The organism is Micromonospora sp. A3M-1-15, from assembly GCF_024213425.1.
Taxonomy (GTDB): domain Bacteria; phylum Actinomycetota; class Actinomycetes; order Mycobacteriales; family Micromonosporaceae; genus Micromonospora; species Micromonospora chersina.
This window is the reverse complement of record NZ_JANAVK010000004.1, coordinates 466,611-483,121: the sequence shown is the minus strand read 5'-3', so window position 1 is coordinate 483,121 and position 16,511 is coordinate 466,611. Positions and strand designations below refer to the sequence as shown.

At 76.6% G+C, this 16,511-nt stretch carries 17 protein-coding genes; 12 read left to right on the top strand and 5 right to left on the bottom strand.

Going from position 1 to position 16,511, the window contains the following annotated elements; all coding sequences use genetic code 11:
* The first annotated feature begins 4 nt into the window (after nt 1-4).
* A complete protein-coding gene (locus NLX85_RS22730) occupies nt 5-814 on the top strand; it encodes an FAD:protein FMN transferase (protein WP_254338287.1) in 810 nt (269 codons plus the stop codon).
* On the opposite strand, the gene NLX85_RS22725 is transcribed toward NLX85_RS22730, so the two are convergent.
* Nucleotides 796-1,986 (bottom strand): FAD-dependent monooxygenase, encoded by a 1,191-nt coding sequence (locus NLX85_RS22725; RefSeq protein WP_254338285.1) that lies wholly within the window; start codon nt 1,984-1,986, stop codon nt 796-798. The two genes, NLX85_RS22730 and NLX85_RS22725, sit on opposite strands and share 19 nt — an antisense overlap.
* A 76-nt stretch (nt 1,987-2,062) precedes the next feature.
* Between NLX85_RS22725 and NLX85_RS22720 the strand changes: the two genes are divergently transcribed.
* From NLX85_RS22720 to NLX85_RS22690, 7 genes are all read left to right on the top strand, one after another.
* The gene (locus NLX85_RS22720; protein WP_254338283.1) at nt 2,063-2,788 is read left to right on the top strand and encodes a TetR/AcrR family transcriptional regulator; all 726 of its coding nucleotides are present in this window, start codon (nt 2,063-2,065) and stop codon (nt 2,786-2,788) included.
* 105 nt (nt 2,789-2,893) lie between these two features.
* Nucleotides 2,894-3,382, top strand: coding sequence for a YbaK/EbsC family protein (locus NLX85_RS22715; protein WP_254338281.1), 489 nt, complete (start codon nt 2,894-2,896; stop codon nt 3,380-3,382).
* Nucleotides 3,379-4,110, top strand: coding sequence for a monooxygenase (locus NLX85_RS22710; protein ID WP_254338279.1), 732 nt, complete (start codon nt 3,379-3,381; stop codon nt 4,108-4,110). The genes NLX85_RS22715 and NLX85_RS22710 overlap by 4 nt, the downstream gene beginning before the upstream one ends.
* Nucleotides 4,107-4,685 (top strand): GNAT family N-acetyltransferase, encoded by a 579-nt coding sequence (locus NLX85_RS22705; RefSeq protein WP_254338277.1) that lies wholly within the window; start codon nt 4,107-4,109, stop codon nt 4,683-4,685. The genes NLX85_RS22710 and NLX85_RS22705 overlap by 4 nt, the downstream gene beginning before the upstream one ends.
* A gap of 22 nt (nt 4,686-4,707) precedes the next feature.
* Nucleotides 4,708-5,520, top strand: coding sequence for a carotenoid biosynthesis protein (locus NLX85_RS22700; protein ID WP_254338275.1), 813 nt, complete (start codon nt 4,708-4,710; stop codon nt 5,518-5,520).
* Nucleotides 5,517-6,644 carry a glycosyltransferase family 2 protein gene (locus tag NLX85_RS22695; RefSeq protein WP_254338274.1) on the top strand — a complete coding sequence of 376 codons (1,128 nt, stop codon included), beginning with the start codon at nt 5,517-5,519 and terminating at the stop codon, nt 6,642-6,644. Before NLX85_RS22700 ends, NLX85_RS22695 begins: the two co-directional genes overlap by 4 nt.
* 11 nt (nt 6,645-6,655) lie before the next feature.
* On the top strand, nt 6,656-8,143 hold the full coding sequence (locus NLX85_RS22690; RefSeq protein ID WP_254338271.1) for an NAD(P)/FAD-dependent oxidoreductase: 1,488 nt from the start codon (nt 6,656-6,658) through the stop codon (nt 8,141-8,143).
* Between the two features lie 17 nt (nt 8,144-8,160).
* Here NLX85_RS22690 and NLX85_RS22685 read toward each other — a convergent pair whose 3' ends face one another.
* Both NLX85_RS22685 and metF read right to left on the bottom strand, forming a co-directional pair.
* Nucleotides 8,161-8,850 carry a CDP-alcohol phosphatidyltransferase family protein gene (locus NLX85_RS22685; RefSeq protein ID WP_254338269.1) on the bottom strand — a complete coding sequence of 230 codons (690 nt, stop codon included), beginning with the start codon at nt 8,848-8,850 and terminating at the stop codon, nt 8,161-8,163.
* Nucleotides 8,851-8,895: 45 nt separating this feature from the next.
* Nucleotides 8,896-9,813 carry a methylenetetrahydrofolate reductase [NAD(P)H] gene (gene metF / locus NLX85_RS22680; protein ID WP_254338267.1) on the bottom strand — a complete coding sequence of 306 codons (918 nt, stop codon included), beginning with the start codon at nt 9,811-9,813 and terminating at the stop codon, nt 8,896-8,898.
* 225 nt (nt 9,814-10,038) lie between these two features.
* Here metF and NLX85_RS22675 point away from each other — a divergent pair, with 225 nt between their 5' ends.
* On the top strand, nt 10,039-10,578 hold the full coding sequence (locus NLX85_RS22675) for a helix-turn-helix domain-containing protein (RefSeq protein ID WP_254338265.1): 540 nt from the start codon (nt 10,039-10,041) through the stop codon (nt 10,576-10,578).
* 117 nt (nt 10,579-10,695) lie between these two features.
* On the top strand, nt 10,696-11,778 hold the full coding sequence (locus tag NLX85_RS22670; protein ID WP_254338263.1) for a polyprenyl synthetase family protein: 1,083 nt from the start codon (nt 10,696-10,698) through the stop codon (nt 11,776-11,778).
* A gap of 135 nt (nt 11,779-11,913) precedes the next feature.
* Here NLX85_RS22670 and NLX85_RS22665 read toward each other — a convergent pair whose 3' ends face one another.
* Entirely contained in the window at nt 11,914-12,306 is a 393-nt protein-coding gene (locus tag NLX85_RS22665; protein ID WP_374628237.1) for an Rv2175c family DNA-binding protein, read from the bottom strand.
* Nucleotides 12,307-12,450: 144 nt separating this feature from the next.
* Here NLX85_RS22665 and pknB point away from each other — a divergent pair, with 144 nt between their 5' ends.
* Complete coding sequence (gene pknB / locus NLX85_RS22660) at nt 12,451-14,433, top strand: Stk1 family PASTA domain-containing Ser/Thr kinase (protein WP_254338261.1); 1,983 nt, start codon at nt 12,451-12,453, stop codon at nt 14,431-14,433.
* A complete protein-coding gene (locus NLX85_RS22655; protein WP_254338258.1) occupies nt 14,430-15,290 on the top strand; it encodes a deoxyribonuclease IV in 861 nt (286 codons plus the stop codon). The genes pknB and NLX85_RS22655 overlap by 4 nt, the downstream gene beginning before the upstream one ends.
* Nucleotides 15,291-15,399: 109 nt before the next feature.
* Here the strand turns inward: NLX85_RS22655 and NLX85_RS22650 are convergent, their stop codons facing one another.
* Nucleotides 15,400-16,374, bottom strand: coding sequence for a low specificity L-threonine aldolase (locus NLX85_RS22650; RefSeq protein ID WP_254338801.1), 975 nt, complete (start codon nt 16,372-16,374; stop codon nt 15,400-15,402).
* Nucleotides 16,375-16,511: the final 137 nt, after the last annotated feature.

Sequence of the window (16,511 nt, the reverse complement as noted above, 5' to 3'; positions counted from 1 at the left end):
CGCCATGAACCTGACCAGGGAACCCGACCGGCGCGCCTGGGTGGTCCAGGTGATGGGGCTGCCGGTCAGCGTGCACCTGCGCGGCCCCGAGGTGCGCACCGACGCGGTGGCCGAGCGGGTGGAGCGGGTCTTCGCCGAGCTGCGCACGGTGGACGCGACGTTCAGCACGTACCGGCCGGACAGCGTGCTGGGCCGGCTCGGCGGGGCGATGCCCGACCCGGCCACCGCGGAGCCGCTGGTGCGCGAGGTGGTCGAGCGCTGCGAGGCGGCCCGTGTCCGCACCGGCGGGTGGTTCGACGCCCGGCGGTTGCCGCTGCCCGGCGGGGGCACCGGCTTCGACCCGTCCGGCCTGGTCAAGGGGTGGGCGGTGGAGCGGGCCGCGCGCTGGTTGGCGCTGCCCGACCACGACCTGTGCCTCAACGCCGGCGGGGACGTGCTGCTGCGCACCGCGCCGGACCGGCCGGCCTGGCGGGTCGGGATCGAGGACCCGGGCCACCCCGAGCGACTGCTCGACGTCGTCACCCGCGCGCACGGCGCGGTCGCCACGTCGGGCACCGCGCGGCGCGGCGCGCACATCACCGACCCGCACGCCGGCCGGCCGGCCGAGGCCGTCCGGTCGGTCACCGTGGTCGGCCCCGAACTGCTCTGGGCCGACGTGTACGCCACCGCGGCCGTCGCCCGCGGCGCGGACGCGCTGGACTGGCTGGCCGCCCTGGACGGGTACGCGGCCCTGCTGGTGGACGCCGCCGGCCGGGTCCGGGCCACCCCGAACTGGCCCGGCTCCCGGGCGGCGGCTCAGACGCGCGCCGCGTAGTCGGGCAGGTCGGCCTCGGTGGCCAGCGACCCGGTGCTCCGCACCAGCAGCGACTGGACCGGGCGGGCGGCCAGCAGCCGGTCGCGCAGCCACAGCCCCCAGCCGGTGGCCGGGGCGAGGAACCGGCCAGGGCTGGCGCCGCGCTGCCAGCGGCCGGCGTAGGCCCGCATCCGCCGCTCGTACGCGGGCAGCGCCACCCGGTGGTCGCCGCCGGCCAGGGCCAGCTCGCCGGCGAGCACGTACGCCCCGACCAGGCCGGCGCCCACCCCCATCCCGCCGAGAGTCACTCCCCAGGCCGCGTCGCCGAGCAGCACGGCCCGGCCGGCGTGCCAGTGGGGCACGCGGACCCGGGCGATCGCGTCGAAGTAGAGCTCGGGCGCGTCCCGCAGGCCGGCCAGCAGCCGGGGCACGTGCCAGCCCAGCCCGGCGAAGGCGTCGGCGACCAGCGCCTTCTGCCGGTCGAGGCCGAGCCGGTCGTGGTCCTGCCGGGGCGAGGCGAACACCACCAGGGCCGTGGCCCGGTCCGGCTCGCGCTGGTCGGCGGCCACGCTGGCCATCCGGCCGGGCACGTTGTACTGCCGCGGGACCGGGCCCGCCCCGAGGTCGTTGGGCAGGTCCCAGCCGGCCAGGTGATAGCCGAGGTGGGTGACGTACGCCGACTCCGGCCCGAACGCCAGCCGGCGCACCCCGGAGTGCAGCCCGTCCGCACCGACCACCAGGTCGACGGTGCGGGAGGCGCCCCGGGCGAGGTCGACCCGCACCCCGTCGGCGGTCTCGGTGAGCGCCGTGATCCGGTCGCCGAACAGGTATTCGACCCGGTCGGCGCCGTGCTCGTGGAGGATCCGGGACAGGTCCCGGCGGCGGACCTCCAGCTCGCCGCCGGCGAACTCGGCGGGCAGCCGGAAGATCTCCCGGTCGTGCTCGTCCACCCGGCTCATCGCGCCGGCGTGGGTCTGCACCGCGCGCAACTCGTCGAGCACGCCCATGGCGGCGAGCACGCCGAGGTGGGTGGGCCCGCGGAAGTCGACCGCGAAGCCGCTGATCCGCAGCGCGGGAGCGGCCTCGACGACGGTGACCTCGGCGCCGTGCCGGGCCAGCCACCAGGCGACCGCCGGGCCGGCCACCCCGGCGCCGGAGACGAGCACGCGGAAACCGCGCAGTGGAGTGTGCATGTCCTCCCCCGTTCCAAAACTGTGTCCCTTGGATACAGAGTACTCTAGACACAGTTTCGACCCGAGGACAAGAGAGGTGACCGTGGAGACCGGTGGCGTCGACCAACGCCGGCTGTACGAGCTGCTGTGGGGCACCCCGACCGGCCCCCGGCGCGGGCCGCGCCCCACCCTCACCCTCGCCGCGATCGCCCGGGCCGGCATCACCATCGCCGACGCCGACGGGCTCGACGGGCTGACCATGCAACGCGTCGCCGAGTCGCTGGACGTCACCAAGATGGCGCTCTACCGCTACGTGCCCGGCCGCGCCGAACTGGTGGCGCTCATGCTGGAGGCGGCGGTCGGCGAGCCGCCCGCACCGCCGCCCGGCGCCGACTGGCGCGGCCGGCTCGACGACTGGGCCCGGCAAATGTTCGACCGGTTCCGCCGGCACCCGTGGGTCCAGGCGGCCACCGTCGGCCCCCGGCTGCCCGGCCCGAACGAGCTGGCCTGGCTGGAACAGGTGGTCGCCGCCCTCGCCGGCACCGGGCTGACCGGCGGCGAACAGCTCGACGTCGCGGTGCTCCTGGTCGGGCACGCCCGCAACCTGGCCCAGCACGCCGCGCCGGACGACGCGCCCGGCGGGAGCCGGGAGGCCGCCTTCGGCATCCTGGTCTGCGGCCGGGAGGAGCGGTTCCCGGCCCTCGACGCGGCCCTGCGCGGCATCGACCCGGACACCCCCGACCAGGCCCTCGACTTCGGCCTGGCCCGGATCCTCGACGGCGTCGAGGCGCTCATCACGGCCCGCTCGGCCCGTCGATCATGAAGTTGTCGCGCCCGCCGTCGGCGTGTCGCGACAACAACTTCCTGATCGACGCACCGGGGGCGGGGCGGGGGGCGTGGGACCGGGCGCGGTAGGGAGAATGAGGGCATGCAGCCACACCCGAACGTGCAGGCGGTGCAGCGGGCGCTCGACGACGCGGGCGCGCGGGACTCCTCCGGCGGGCCGAGCCAGGTCCGCCTGCTGCCCGAGGCCGTCCACACCGCCGCCGCGGCGGCCGAGGCGCTCGACGTCGAGGTCGGCGCCATCGCCAACTCGCTCGTCTTCGACGCCGACGACGCGCCGCTGCTGGTGCTCACCTCCGGCGCGCACCGGGTGGACATTGCCGAGCTGGCCGCGTCCCTCGGCGTAACCCACCTGCGCCGGGCCACCCCGGACTTCGTGAAGCGGCACACCGGGCAGGTGATCGGCGGGGTCGCCCCGGTCGGCCACCCGCAGCCGCTGCGCACCCTCGTGGACACCGCGCTGGCGGCGTACGACGAGGTGTGGGCGGCCGGCGGCGTGCCCCGGGCGGTCTTCCCCACCACGTACGCGGAGCTGCTGCGGCTCACCTCCGGCGCACCGACCGAGGTGGCGTGACTCCCGAACTCGTCACGCTGCACGTGTGGCGGATCCCCCGGACGGCCGTCCCCCGGGCGCTGGCCCGGATGGCGACCCACCCGGCGCGGCTGCGCCGGATGCCCGGCGTCCGGTTCGCCAAGCTGCTCGGCACCGGGACCGGCACCGGCTTCGGTCCCGGCGACACCGACCTGACCCGGTGGGCCGCCCTCGTGGTGTGGGACTCCCCCGCCGCGGCGGCCGGCTTCGACGCCTCCCCGGTCGGCCGCTCCTGGGCCCGGCTGGCCCGGGCCGGCGTCCGGGTGGAGCTGCGCCCGCTGACCAGCCGGGGCGAGTGGTCCGGCCGCCGGCCGTTCGGCGAGCCGTCCGGCGGGCGGGTCACCGGACCGGTGCTGGCGCTGACCCGGGCCCGGCTGCGGGCCCGCCGGGCGGTCACCTTCTGGCGGGCGATCCCGCCGGTCGCCGCCGCCCTGCACGACGCGCCCGGGCTGCTCGCCCGGTTCGGCGTCGGCGAGGCCCCGCTGGGCTGGCAGGGCACGGTGAGCGTGTGGCGCGACGCGGCGGACCTGGTCGCGTTCGCGTACCGTCACCCGGAGCACCGCGCCGCGATCACCCGTACCCCCACGGAGGGCTGGTACGCGGAGGAACTGTTCGCGCGGTTCGCGGTGGGCGACGTGGTCGGCGACCGCACGGTGCTGGGGTGGGCCGCCCCCGCAGGCGACCCGGAAACGGCGAGAGGGAACGCATGAGGTTGGTGCGGTGGACGCCGGACGATCTGGTCCGGCGGCTGGACGACGTGGTGGCCGTCTACGGCGAGGCGATGGGCTACCGCGCCGACCTGCTGGAGGCCCGGCGCGGCTACATCGCCACCCACGTCCGCCGGCCCGGCTTCCGCGCCGTCGCCAGCCTCACCACCGAGGGCCACCTGGCCGGCTTCGGCTACGGCTACCTCGGCGCCGCCGGCCAGTGGTGGCACGACCAGGTGCACCGGGCGCTCGACGGCGAGGCCCGGCAGCGCTGGCTGACCCACTGCTTCGAGGTGGTCGAGCTGCACGTCCGCCCGCCCGCGCAGGGCCACGGCCTGGGCGCCGGCCAGCTGCGCGCCCTGCTCACCATGGCCGAGGGCAGCACCACCCTGCTCTCCACGCCGGAGGCCGACGAGCAGAAGTCCCGGGCCTGGCGGCTCTACCGCCGGTTCGGCTTCGTCGACATCCTGCGCCACTTCCACTTCCCCGGCGACGAGCGGCCGTTCGGCGTGCTCGGCCGGGACCTGCCGCTGCCCCCGCCCGGCCCCGGCGGCGCGCCGGCCCCGGACACGCCGTGAGCGCGAGGCCTGAGGTGGCGCTGTGAGTCGGGGCCGGCTGCCCTGGGCGCTGCTGGCCGTCCTGGTCCTGGCCCAGATCTGCTACCCGCTCACCGGCGGCGCGACCCGGGCCGGGCTGACCGTGGCCACCGTCGTGCTCGGCTGGCTGCTCTCCGTGGGGCACGCCCTGCTCAGCCGGGGCACGCGCACCGCGCTCGCCCTGGTCGCCGTGGCCACCGGCGGCGGCTTCGCCATCGAGGCGCTCGGCGTGGCCACCGGCTTCCCGTTCGGCAGCTACGACTACTCCGGCGAGCTGGGCCCGAAGCTGGCCGGGGTGCCGCTGATCATCCCGCTGGCCTGGACCTGGATGGCCTGGCCGGCCTGGCTCACCGCGGTCCGGCTCACCGGCTCCCGCCCGGCCCGGATCGCCGTCGCCGCGGTCGGCCTGGCCGCCTGGGACCTCTTCCTCGACCCGCAGATGGTGGCCGAGGGCTACTGGCGCTGGCGGGACGCCACCCCGGCCCTGCCCGGCCTGCCCGGCATCCCGGTCAGCAACTACCTGGGCTGGCTGCTCTTCGCGGTGCTGCTGATGACCGCGCTGCGCCCGCTCGCCGGGCCGGCCGTCGACCGCGCCGACGGGCGGGACGCCCCGATGTTCGCGCTCTACCTCTGGACGTACGCCTCCAGCGTGCTGGCGCACGCGGTCTTCCTCCGGCTGCCCGCCTCGGCGCTCTGGGGCGCGGCCGGGATGGCGGTGGCCGCCGTGCCGCTGGCGGTGACGCTGCTGCGCGCCCGCCGGGACGGGGCCGGTCGCGGGGCGGCGCAACCGGCGCCCCGCGTCGACGCGCCGGCATGATCCCCGCGCTCGTCCTGGTCGCGGCCGTCGCCGCGCTCACCGCGCACACGCTGGTCAACGCCACCGCCTGGCTGCGCCGCCCCGGCGCCGGCCCGGTCGAGGTCACCGAGGCGGTGGCCGTGCTGCTGCCGCTGCGCGACGAGGCCGACCGGGTCACCCCGTGCCTGCGGGCGCTGCTCGCCCAGCGCGGTGTGCCGAACCTGCGGATCGTGGTGCTCGACGACGGCTCGACCGACGGCACCGCCGGGGTGGTCCGCGCGGTGGCCGGCGCCGACCCGAGGGTCACCCTGCTCACCGGTGTCACCCCGCCGCCCGGCTGGCTGGGCAAGCCGCACGCCTGCTGGCAGCTCGCCACCCGCACCGGCCCGGCCCCGACCGTGCTGGCCTTCGTCGACGCCGACGTGGTGCTCACCCCGTACGCGGTCGCGGCGGCGGTCACCGAACTGCGCGCGGCGGGCGCGACGCTGCTGTCGCCGTACCCCCGGATCGTGGTGCGGACGGCGGCCGACCGGCTCGTGCAGCCGCTGCTGCAGTGGTTGTGGCTGACCTTCCTGCCGCTGCGCGCCATGGAACGCTCGCCGCGGCCGTCGCTCGCGGCGGCGGGCGGGCAGTTCCTGGTCGTGGACCGGGCCGGCTACCTGCGGGCCGGCGGGCACGCGGCGGTCGCCGACCGGGTCCTGGAGGACATCGAGCTGGCCCGGGCCGTGAAGCGGTCCGGCGGCCGGATCGCCCTCGCCGACGGCTCCCGGCTGGCCGCCTGCCGGATGTACGACAGCTGGCCGCAGCTGCGCGACGGCTACACCAAGTCGCTCTGGGCCTCGTTCGGGCACCCGGCCGCCGCCGCGGTGGTGGTGGCCCTGCTGCTTCTGCTCTACACCGCTCCCCCGCTGGTCGCGGTCGGTGCCCTGGTGGCCGGTGCGCCGGTCACGGCCGGGCTCGCGCTGGCCGGCTACCTGCTCGGCGTCGCCGGGCGGGCGGTCAGCGCCCGGGCCACCGGCGGGCGGGCCTGGCCCGACGCGCTGGCACACCCCGTGTCGGTCGTGGTCCTCGGTTGGCTGACCCTGCGGTCGTACCATCTGCGGAAGCGACGCCGGCTCACCTGGCGGGGTCGCCCGGTCAGCTAGGAGGGGGCGGCATGGCGCGGATCGTGGTCATCGGCGCCGGCGTGGGCGGTCTGGCCACCGCCGCCCGGCTGGCGGTCACCGGGCACGAGGTCACCGTCCTGGAACGGGCCGACACCGTCGGCGGGAAGCTCGGCCGGCACCTGCACGACACCCCCGAGGGGGCGTGGCGCTTCGACACCGGGCCGAGCCTGGTCACCCTGCCGCAGGTGTTCCACGACCTGTTCGAGGCGACCGGCGCGAAGCTCGACGAATACCTGGACCTGGTCCCGCTGGACCCGATCGTCCGGCACGTCTTCCCCGACGGCGGCCCCACCCTGGACTCCTGCGCCGACCCGGCCGAGTTCACCGCCCGCATCGGCGCGGCGCTCGGCGACCGGGCCGCCGCCGACTGGCAGCGGCTCTGGCAGCGGGCCGGCCGGGTGTGGGCGGCCTCCCACCGGGACGTGCTGCGCCGCACGGTCGACTCCCCGCGCGACCTGGCCGCGCTGGCCTGGCGGCTGGGCGACCTCGCCGCCATCGGCCCCGGCCGCAGCCTGCGCGGGCTGGGCCGCCGGCACCTGTCCGACCCGCGGCTGCGGATGCTGCTCGACCGGTACGCCACCTACACCGGCGCCGACCCGCGCCGCGCGCCGGCCGCGCTGGTCGCCGTCCCCTACGCCGAACTGGCGTACGGCGGCTGGTACCTGCGCGGCGGGCTGGGCACCCTGGCCGACGCGCTGCTGTCGCGCTGCCTGGACCTCGGCGTGGTGGTGCGCACCGGCGCCACGGTCACCCGCATCGACGCGGCCGGCGGCCGGGTGCACGGGGTCCGCCTGGCCGGAACGGCCGCTCCCGTCCCCGCCGACGTGGTGGTGGCCAACGTCGACGCGCTGACCGTCTACCGGGACCTGCTGCCCACCCCGCGCCGGCTGGCCGCGCTCACCGACCGCAGCCTGGCCGGATTCGTGCTGCTGCTGGGCGTCCGCGGCGACACCGGGCTGGCCCACCACACCGTCTTCTTCCCGCGCGACAACGACGCCGAGTTCGACGCCGTCTTCGGCGACCCCGGGCGGGGCGTCCGGGCCCGGCCGGCGCACGACCCGACCGTCTTCGTCACGGTCGCCGACGACCCGGCGGTCCGCCCGGAGGGGCACGAGGCATGGTTCGTGCTGGTCAACGCGGCCCGGCACGGCACGGCCGCGGGCGCGGTCGACTGGCGGCGGCCGGGGCTGGCCGAGGCGTACGCCGACCGGATCCTCGACGTCCTCGCCGAGCGGGGCGTGGACGTGCGGGACCGCCTGGTGTTCCGGGAGATCCGCACCCCGGCCGACCTGGACGCGGCGACCGGCGCGCCGGGCGGGGCGATCTACGGCACCGCGGGCGGGCTGCTCCGCCCGGCCAACCGGGGGCCGGCCGCCGGGCTCTGGCTGGTCGGCGGCTCCAGCCACCCGGGCGGCGGCCTCCCCATGGTCACCCTGTCGGCGGAGATCGTCGCCGACGCCATCGGCCCGGCCTGGTAGGCCGGGCCGGCCAGGGGTCAGCCGGCGTCGATGAGGGCACGGCGGACGGCGGAGAGCAGCTGGCCGAGACCGAAACCGGCCAGCAGCACCCAGACCGTGGTGGCCATCGTGATGGTGCCGGCGGTCAGGTCGGCGTCGAGCAGCCCCGCGAGCCCGGCGACCAGCAGCCCGAACAGGGCCACGCAGACCCGGGTGGGGCGCTCCCCCACGGTCACCGCGCCGATCTCCCGCATCCCGGCGGAGACCGCCCGGGCCCGCACGTACTCGTGCAGCCAGGACAGGCCACCGGCCGCGGCGACCAGCGCGCCGGGCGCGCCGAGCAGCCAGAACGCGGTCAGCCAGGCGGCCTCGCCGAGCCGGTCGGCCACCGAGTCGTAGACGTAGCCCAGCCGGGTGGTGCGGTCGGTGGCCACCGCCACCGCGCCGTCGACGCTGTCCGCCACCGCGGCCAGCAGCACGAACAGGGCGCCCAGGAACGGCCCGTCGCCGGCCCGCCCCACCAGCAGGGGTACGCAGAAACAGAACAGGACGCCGACCACGGTCACCGGGGTCGGGCCGATCCGCAGCCGGCCCAGGATGTAGCCCACGTGGTAGGCGAAGCGCAGCCAGGCGCGGACCACCGGCGCGGCCACCCGGGGATCGAAGCCGCCGTGCAGTCGCGCCCACGCGGTCGCGTACTGGTCCCAGTTCAGCTGTGTGCCCACCACGGGATCAACCGTAGAAGGCCGGCGCGGGTGTCGCGGGCCGGGTGGTCACACCCGCGCGTCGGCCCGCAGCCGCTGCCAGACCTCCCGGGTCGCCGTGGACCGGTTGAGGGTGATGAAGTGGATCCCCGGCACGCCCTCGTCCAGCAGCTTCGCGCACATCTCGCTGGCCTGCTCGATGCCGAGCCGGCGGACCGCCTCCGCGTCGTCGGCCACCTCGGCGAACCGCTCGGCGAGGGCCGGCGGGAACGGCGCCCCGGAGAGCTGCACCGACCGCTCGATGGTGGCCAGCTGGGTCACCGGCATCACCCCGGCCAGGATCGGGGTGTCGCAGCCGGCGGCCGCCACCCGGTCACGCAGCCGCAGGTAGTCGTCGGCGTCGAAGAACATCTGGGTGATCGCGAACTCGGCCCCGGCCCGGCACTTGCGGACGAAGTGCGCGGTGTCGCTGGCCACGTCGGGCGAGCGCGGGTGCTTGTACGGGAAGGCGGCCACCCCCACGCTGAAGTCACCGGCGTCCCGGACCAGCCGGACCAGCTCCTCGGCGTACCGCACGCCCTCCGGGTGCTCGATCCACTCACCGCCCGGGTTGCCCGGCGGGTCGCCGCGCACGGCCAGCACGTTGCGCACCCCGACCGACGCGAGCCGGCCGATCACGTGCCGCAGCTCGGCGACCGAGTGGTCGACCGCGGTGAGGTGCGCCATCGGCAGCAGGGTCGTCTCGGTGGCGATCCGCTCGGTCACCGCGACCGTGGTGTCCCGGGTCGAGCCGCCCGCGCCGTAGGTGATCGAGACGAACGAGGGCCGCAGCGACTCCAGCTCGCGGATGGCCTGCCAGAGCAGGCGCTCCCCCTGCGGCGTCTTGGGCGGGAAGAACTCGAAGGAGAAGGTGGGCCGGCCGTCGCGGATCAGCTCGCCGATGGCCGGCTGGGGGTTGGGGAGGACCGAGGGAAGACCGAGCGCCACGGACCGACTGTAACCGGCGGGCACGGTCCGACCCAGGATCTTCCCAGCCCGCGAGCACGAGCGCGGCGGAGCGTCGTACCCCGGGGGTAGGAAGGGGGCAGCGCGGTGGGGCCGGCCGGTGGCCGCTCCGGGGGGCCGCGCGGGGGTCGCCACGATCGGCGGCGCGCCGGTCCGGCACCGCCGGGCATCCGCGCCGCCGCCCGCGCCGTCGCCTCCGGAGGACCGATGACCCCGCCCCCGCCACCCGGGCCACGCCCTCCCGACCCGCGGCCTCCGGACCCGCCGCCTCCGGACCCGCCGCCTCCCGACCCGCCGCCTCCCGACCCGCCGCCTCCCGACCCGCGGCGTCCGGACCCGCGGCCTCCCGGCCCGCGTCCGCTCGGGCCGCTGCTGGCCGAGCTGCGGGCAGCCCGCGGCTGGAGCCAGCAGCGGGTCGCCGCCGAGCTGTGCGCCGCCGCCGGCGTGCCGACCCTGACCCGGCACGAGGTGTCCCGGTGGGAGCGGCAGCGCCGGCTTCCCGGCGACTTCTGGTCCGGCTGGCTGGCCGTGGTCCTCGGGGTGCCGGGGGACCTGCTCGCCGAAGCCGCCGCGCGCAGCCGCCGGCTCGCCCCGGGCGGCCGGCCGGCTCTCCGGGGTGTGCCGCCGGCCGGCCGCGCACCCGCCCGGTCCAGCCGGCCGGCACCGCGCGGGACGGTTCGCGGCGACCCGCCCGCACCGACCGGTCGCGCCCGTGGGCGTGCCCGCGGCGGCACGGGCGCGGCCTGAGGCGGCACGGGCGGCGGCCAGAGGCGGCACGGGCGCGGCGGCCGGGGGCGACGCCGCGCGCGGCACGCCGGGACGGCGATAGGGCGCGACCGGCGGCGACCGGCTAGCGTCGTCGGCGTGACCCACGCTGCTCCCGTGTCCCCCGTCGACCGCGCCGGCCTCCGCCAGCGGATCGACAAGGCCCTCACCGAGTTCCTCGCCGGCCAGCGCGGCTGGCTGACCGCCGTCGACGACGGCCTGGCGCCGGTCGCCGAGACGATCGAGGCGTTCGTGCTGGGCGGCGGGAAGCGGCTGCGCCCGGCCTTCGGCTACTGGGGCTACCGGGGCGCCGGCGGGGTCGACTCCGACCAGGTGGTCGCGGCCCTGGCCGCGCTGGAGTTCGTGCAGGCCAGCGCCCTGATCCACGACGACCTGATGGACCGCTCGGACACCCGCCGGGGCGAGCCGGCGGTGCACCGGCGGTTCGCCGCCCGGCACCGCGCGGCCGGCTGGAGCGGCGACCCGGACGGGTTCGGCGACGCCGCGGCGATCCTGCTGGGCGATCTGTGCCTGGTCTGGTCCGACGAGGTGCTGCACTCCGCCGGGCTGGACCCGCGCACGGTGGCCCGGGCCCGGCCGGTCTTCGACGAGATGCGCACCGAGGTGACCGTCGGGCAGTACCTGGACGTGCTGACCCAGGCGACCGGGGACACCTCCCTGGAGCGGGCCGGCAAGGTGGCCCGCTACAAGTCGGCGAAGTACACCGTCGAGCGGCCGCTGCTGCTGGGCGCCGCGCTGGCCGACGCCCCGGCCGAGGTGCACGCGGCCTACTCGGCGTACGGGCTGCCGCTGGGCGAGGCGTTCCAGCTCCGCGACGACGTGCTGGGGGTGTTCGGCGACCCGGAGCGCACCGGCAAGCCGGCCGGGGACGACCTGCGGGAGGGCAAGCGGACGTACCTGGTGGCGGCGGCCCTCGAGGCGCTCGACGACGCGGGCCGCGAGCTGCTGCTCGGCGGTCTCGGCGACCCGGACCTGGACCCTGCCGGCGTGGCCCGCCTCCGCGAGCTGATCACGACGAGCGGCGCCATGGACCGCACCGAACGCCGGATCACCGCCCTCACCGAGAGCGCCCTGGCCGCCCTGACGACGGTCGACCTGGACACGGAAGCCCGCCAGTCCCTGGTCGACCTGGCCATCGCCGCCACCCGCCGCACCGACTGACCCCGTCCCGGGGCGCCACCCCCGCCCCCAGCCCGGTCGATCATGAAGTTATCGCCCGTTTGTCCGGCGTGTCGTGGCAACAACTTCATGATCAGCGGGGGCAGCCGCCGGGCGGGCGGCGGTGGGGTGGGGTGGTCAGAAGCCGAGGGCTTGGGCGCGGCGCTTGACCTCGCGGGCCTGGTCGCCGGCGAGGGCGGCGGCCGGCGTGGTGCCGGGGAGGGTGGGGTCGGGCTCGTAGAGCCAGCGCAGCGCCTCCTCGTCGTCGTACCCGGCGTCGGCGAGCAGGTTGAGCACGCCGGGCAGGTGCTTGAGCACGGTGTGGTTGGCCACCAGGTCGGCCGGGATCCGGCGGACGCCGTCGCGGCGCACCGCGAGCAGTTCCCGGTCGCGGATCATCTGGTGCACCTTGCTGATCGACAGGTCGAGGCGCTCGGCCACGTCCGGCAGGGTCAGCCAGCCGGCCGGGTCGGTCGGTCCGGGCAGGTCGGCGCCGGTGGCGGCGGCCTGGGCGGGTACGGAATCGGTCACCCGACCACCCTGCCACGTGCCCGCCGGGGCCGGTCGGCGGCACCCCGTACCCCGCCCGGCGCGTGCGCCGGTCCACCCCCCGTCGCACCCCGGCTGTAGCATCCTGTTCAACCTTCACCCTCCCGACACATAGACTGCCTGCCGATGGACACACAGGTCGCCGACACGTTGCTGGGCTCGCTGATCGACGGGCGCTACCGCATTCGCGGTCGCGTGGCCCGTGGCGGCATGGCGACCGTGTACACCGCCACCGACGAGCGCCTGGAGCGCACCGTGGCGGTCAAGATCATTCACCCGACGCAGGCGCCCGAGGCCCGGGCCCGCATGGCCGGCTTCGTCGCACGCTTCACCGACGAGGCGAAGACCATCGCCCGGCTCACCCACCCCAACGTGGTGGCGGTCTACGACCAGGGCAGCCACGCCGGCCTCCCCTACCTCGTGATGGAGTACGTGCGCGGCCGCACCCTGCGCGACGTGCTCGCCGAGCGGCGCCGGCTCAGCCCGGACGAGGCGCTGGCCATCGCCGAGCAGATGCTCGCCGCGATCGCCGCCGCGCACCGGGCCGGCCTCGTGCACCGCGACGTCAAGCCGGAGAACGTGCTGGTCGCCGAGGCGCCCACCGGCGGCACCACCGGCCTGGTGGACAGCGTGGTCAAGGTGGCCGACTTCGGGCTGGCCCGCGCGGTCGAGGCCAGCGCCGAGGAGGAGAACGGCAACCAGCTCATGGCCACCGTCGCGTACGTGGCCCCGGAGCTGGTCACCCACGGCCACGCGGACCCGCGCACCGACGTCTACTCCGCCGGCATCGTGCTGTTCGAGATGCTCACCGGCCGGGTGCCCTACGACGGCGACCGTCCGGTCGAGGTCGCCTGGCAGCACGTCGACCGCGACGTGCCGGCCCCGTCGACCCTGGTGCCGGCGCTGCCCCCGGTCCTCGACGCGCTTGTCGCCCGGGCCACCCGGCGCGACCCGGCCGCCCGGCCGGCCGACGCCGGCGCGCTGCTGACCGAGGTGCAGGCCGCCCGGGACGAGCTGCACGACGCCAACTCGCACACCGCGGTGCTGCGGCAGGTGAGCGACGAGACGGCCGTCATCGCGCAGCCCACCATGGTGGTGGCGGCGGTCCGCCCGGCCGAGCGCCCCGCCTGGGCCCGGCTGCCCGAGGGCGGCGGCCAGCGCCCGCACCGCCGCCGGGCCGTCTCCGACGAGGGTCTGGGCGCCGGGCTCGCCGGGCTGCGTACCCGGGTCATGGGCTCGCCGCGCGGCCGGCTGGCGGTCGTCGCGGCGGCCGTGGTGCTCGGCCTCGTGGCCGCCGTGGGCGGCTGGTGGTTCGGGGTGGGCCGCTACACGGTCGCCCCGCAGCTGGTGAGCCTGAGCAAGGCCGACGCGGAGGCGCAGGCCACCCGGGGTGGCTTCATCCTGCGCTACGCCGAGCCCCGTTACGACGAGAAGATCCCCAAGGACACGGTGCTGGGCCAGGATCCGGTCTCCGCCACCCGGATCGTCAAGGGCGGCACCATCACCCTGACCCTGTCGCTCGGCCCGGAGCGGCTGCCGGTGCCGGACGTGGTGGGCAAGGACTTCGAGCTGGCCCGCGCCGAGCTGGCCGACGCCAAGCTGGCGCCGGTCAAGGGCAGCTCCCGCTACGACGACGCGCTGCCGGCCGGGGTGGTGCTGGCCACCGACCCGAAGGTGGGCACGGTGGTCAAACCGGGCACGAAGGTGACGGTGGTCCTGAGCAAGGGCCGCGCACCGGTGAGCGTGCCGAACCTGGTGGGCAAGAGCCTCACCGACGCCCGCGGCATCCTGGGCCGGCTCGGGTTGACCCCGGTGGAGACGTACAAGGACTCCGACAAGCCGAAGGACGAGATCCTCGGCCAGAGCCCGGCGGACGGCACCGGCGTGGAGAAGGGCACCCAGGTCAAGCTGGAGGTCAGCAAGGGCCCCGCCCTGGTGCCCGTGCCCCGCGTCGTCGACCTGCCGTGCCAGCAGGCCAAGCAGGTGCTGGAGAGCCAGGGCTTCCCGGTCAACATCCAGCTCAACCCCAACGGGGTGGCCCGCTTCCAGAACCCGGGCGAGAACACCCCGGTGCCGCCGAACACCCCGGTCACGGTGACCTGCCTGTGAGCGTGCGGCGGCGGGTCGGCTCGCACACTCCCACCTCCGGCGGCCTGGCCAAGGCGGCGCTGCCCTACGTCGACGCGGCCGCCTCCGAGGCCGTGCAGGTCTACGTCTCCAACTCCCGGGGTTGGGCGCTGCCGGCGGGTGACCCGAAGCAGGACGTGCTGTTCCGGGACGGCTGCGGCGAGCGCGGCCTGCCGGTGTTCATCCACGCGTCGCTGCTGGTCAACCTCGGCTCCCCCACCCCGGCCACGGTCGAGCGGTCGGCGGAGACCCTGGCGCACGCGCTGCGCCGGGGCCGGGCCATCGGCGCCGAGGCCGTGGTGTTCCACGCCGGCAGCGCCGTCGACACGGGCCACGCCGAGGCGGCCATGCGGCAGGTCCGCGAGGCCCTGCTCCCGCTGCTCGACGAGACCGCGGCCACCGGCGGGCCGATGCTGCTGGTCGAGCCGAGCGCCGGGGGTGGCCGGTCGCTGGCCTCCCGGGTCGAGCACCTGGGCCCCTACCTGGACGCGGTGGACCGGCACCCGATGATGGGCGTCTGCTTCGACACCTGCCACGCCTGGGCGGCCGGGCACGACCTGGCCACCGAGGGCGGGATGACCGCCACGCTGGACGCGCTGGTCGCCGCGGTCGGCTCCGACCGGCTCAAGCTGGTGCACGCGAACGACTCGAAGGACCTGTGCGGCTCCACCCGGGACCGGCACGAGAGCATCGGCAAGGGCAGCATCGGCGAGCCCGCGTTCGCCGAGCTGATGCGCCACCCCGCCACGGCCGGCGTCCCCGTCCTGGTGGAGACACCGACGGAGAAGCACGTAGGCCACGCCGCCGACATCGCCACCCTGAAGCGCCTCCACCCCTGAGCCCCCACCCGGGCGCCCCCGGGCGTTGATCAAGAAGTTTGCGTCGGGATCCGCGCCGCGGGCGACGCGAACTTCTTGATCAACGAGGCGAGGGGGCGGTGAGGGCGGGTCAGGCGCGCAGGAGGGTGGTCAGGGTTTCGGCGGCCTGGTCGATCTGGTCGTTCGACACGTCCATGTGGGTGACCAGGCGCGCCGTGCGCGGGCCGAGCACCGAGAGCAGCAGGCCCCGCTCCCGGGCGGCGGCCGCCAGGGCGGGCGCGTCGAGCGGGTGCTTGGCCAGGTCGAGCGGGACGATGTTGGTCCGCACCACGGTCGCGAGCACCCCGTACGGGGCGACCGCCTCGGCCAGCCGGGCGGCCTTCGCGTGGTCCTCGGCGAGCCGCTCGACGTGGTTGGCCAGCGCGTACCGGCCGGCGGCGGCCAGGATGCCGACCTGCCGCATGCCGCCGCCCATCCGCTTCCGGACGAACCGCGCGCGGGCGATCTTCTCGGCGCTGCCGACCACCAGCGAGCCGACCGGGGCGCCGAGGCCCTTGGAGAGGCAGACCGAGAGGGTGTCGAACAAGGCGCCGTACTCGGCCAGCGGCACCCCGTCGGCGACGTGCGCGTGCCAGATCCGGGCGCCGTCGCAGTGCAGGGCGAGCCGGTGCTCGTCGGCGACCCGGCGCAGCTCGCGCAGGGTCGCCAGCGGGATCACACCGCCGCCGCCCCGGTTGTGGGTCTGCTCGACGGCGATGGCCCGGGTCGGCACCGCGAAGTAGCCGTCCGGCCGGACCATCCCGGCCACCACCTCGGGGTCGACCTCCGCGCCCACCGCCGGCCAGGTCCGCGAGGAGATCCCGCCGTACGCGGCCGCCGCGCCGATCTCGTACGTGACCACGTGCGCGTCGGCGTCGCAGAGCAGCTCGTCGCCGGGCGGGACGACGAGCTGGAGGGCGATCTGGTTGGCCATCGAGCCGGTCGGGGCGAACAGCGCCGCCTCGTGCCCGAAGAGCGCGGCGACCTCGGCCTCCAGCGCGGTCACCGTGGGGTCCTCGGCGTAGACGTCGTCGCCCACCTCGGCGGTGGCCATGGCCTCCCGCATCCCGGCCGTGGGCCGGGTCACGGTGTCCGAACGAAGATCGATGAACTCAGCCACTGTGATCCTTTCGGCTGCCGACTGCGGGGCTCGCAAGCTCACTCCTCGCGTCAGCCACTGTTATGCCTTCGGCTGCCGACTGC

Coding starts and splice junctions, on each gene's coding strand:
- NLX85_RS22695 (WP_254338274.1), top strand. CDS start 5,517: ATGATCCCCGCGCTCGTCCTGGTCGCGGCCGTCGCCGCGCTCACCGCG.
- NLX85_RS22705 (WP_254338277.1), top strand. CDS start 4,107: ATGAGGTTGGTGCGGTGGACGCCGGACGATCTGGTCCGGCGGCTGGAC.
- NLX85_RS22725 (WP_254338285.1), bottom strand. CDS start 1,986: ATGCACACTCCACTGCGCGGTTTCCGCGTGCTCGTCTCCGGCGCCGGG.
- NLX85_RS22650 (WP_254338801.1), bottom strand. CDS start 16,374: ATGCGGGAGGCCATGGCCACCGCCGAGGTGGGCGACGACGTCTACGCC.
- NLX85_RS22690 (WP_254338271.1), top strand. CDS start 6,656: ATGGCGCGGATCGTGGTCATCGGCGCCGGCGTGGGCGGTCTGGCCACC.
- NLX85_RS22730 (WP_254338287.1), top strand. CDS start 5: ATGAACCTGACCAGGGAACCCGACCGGCGCGCCTGGGTGGTCCAGGTG.
- NLX85_RS22715 (WP_254338281.1), top strand. CDS start 2,894: ATGCAGCCACACCCGAACGTGCAGGCGGTGCAGCGGGCGCTCGACGAC.
- pknB (WP_254338261.1), top strand. CDS start 12,451: ATGGACACACAGGTCGCCGACACGTTGCTGGGCTCGCTGATCGACGGG.
- NLX85_RS22675 (WP_254338265.1), top strand. CDS start 10,039: ATGACCCCGCCCCCGCCACCCGGGCCACGCCCTCCCGACCCGCGGCCT.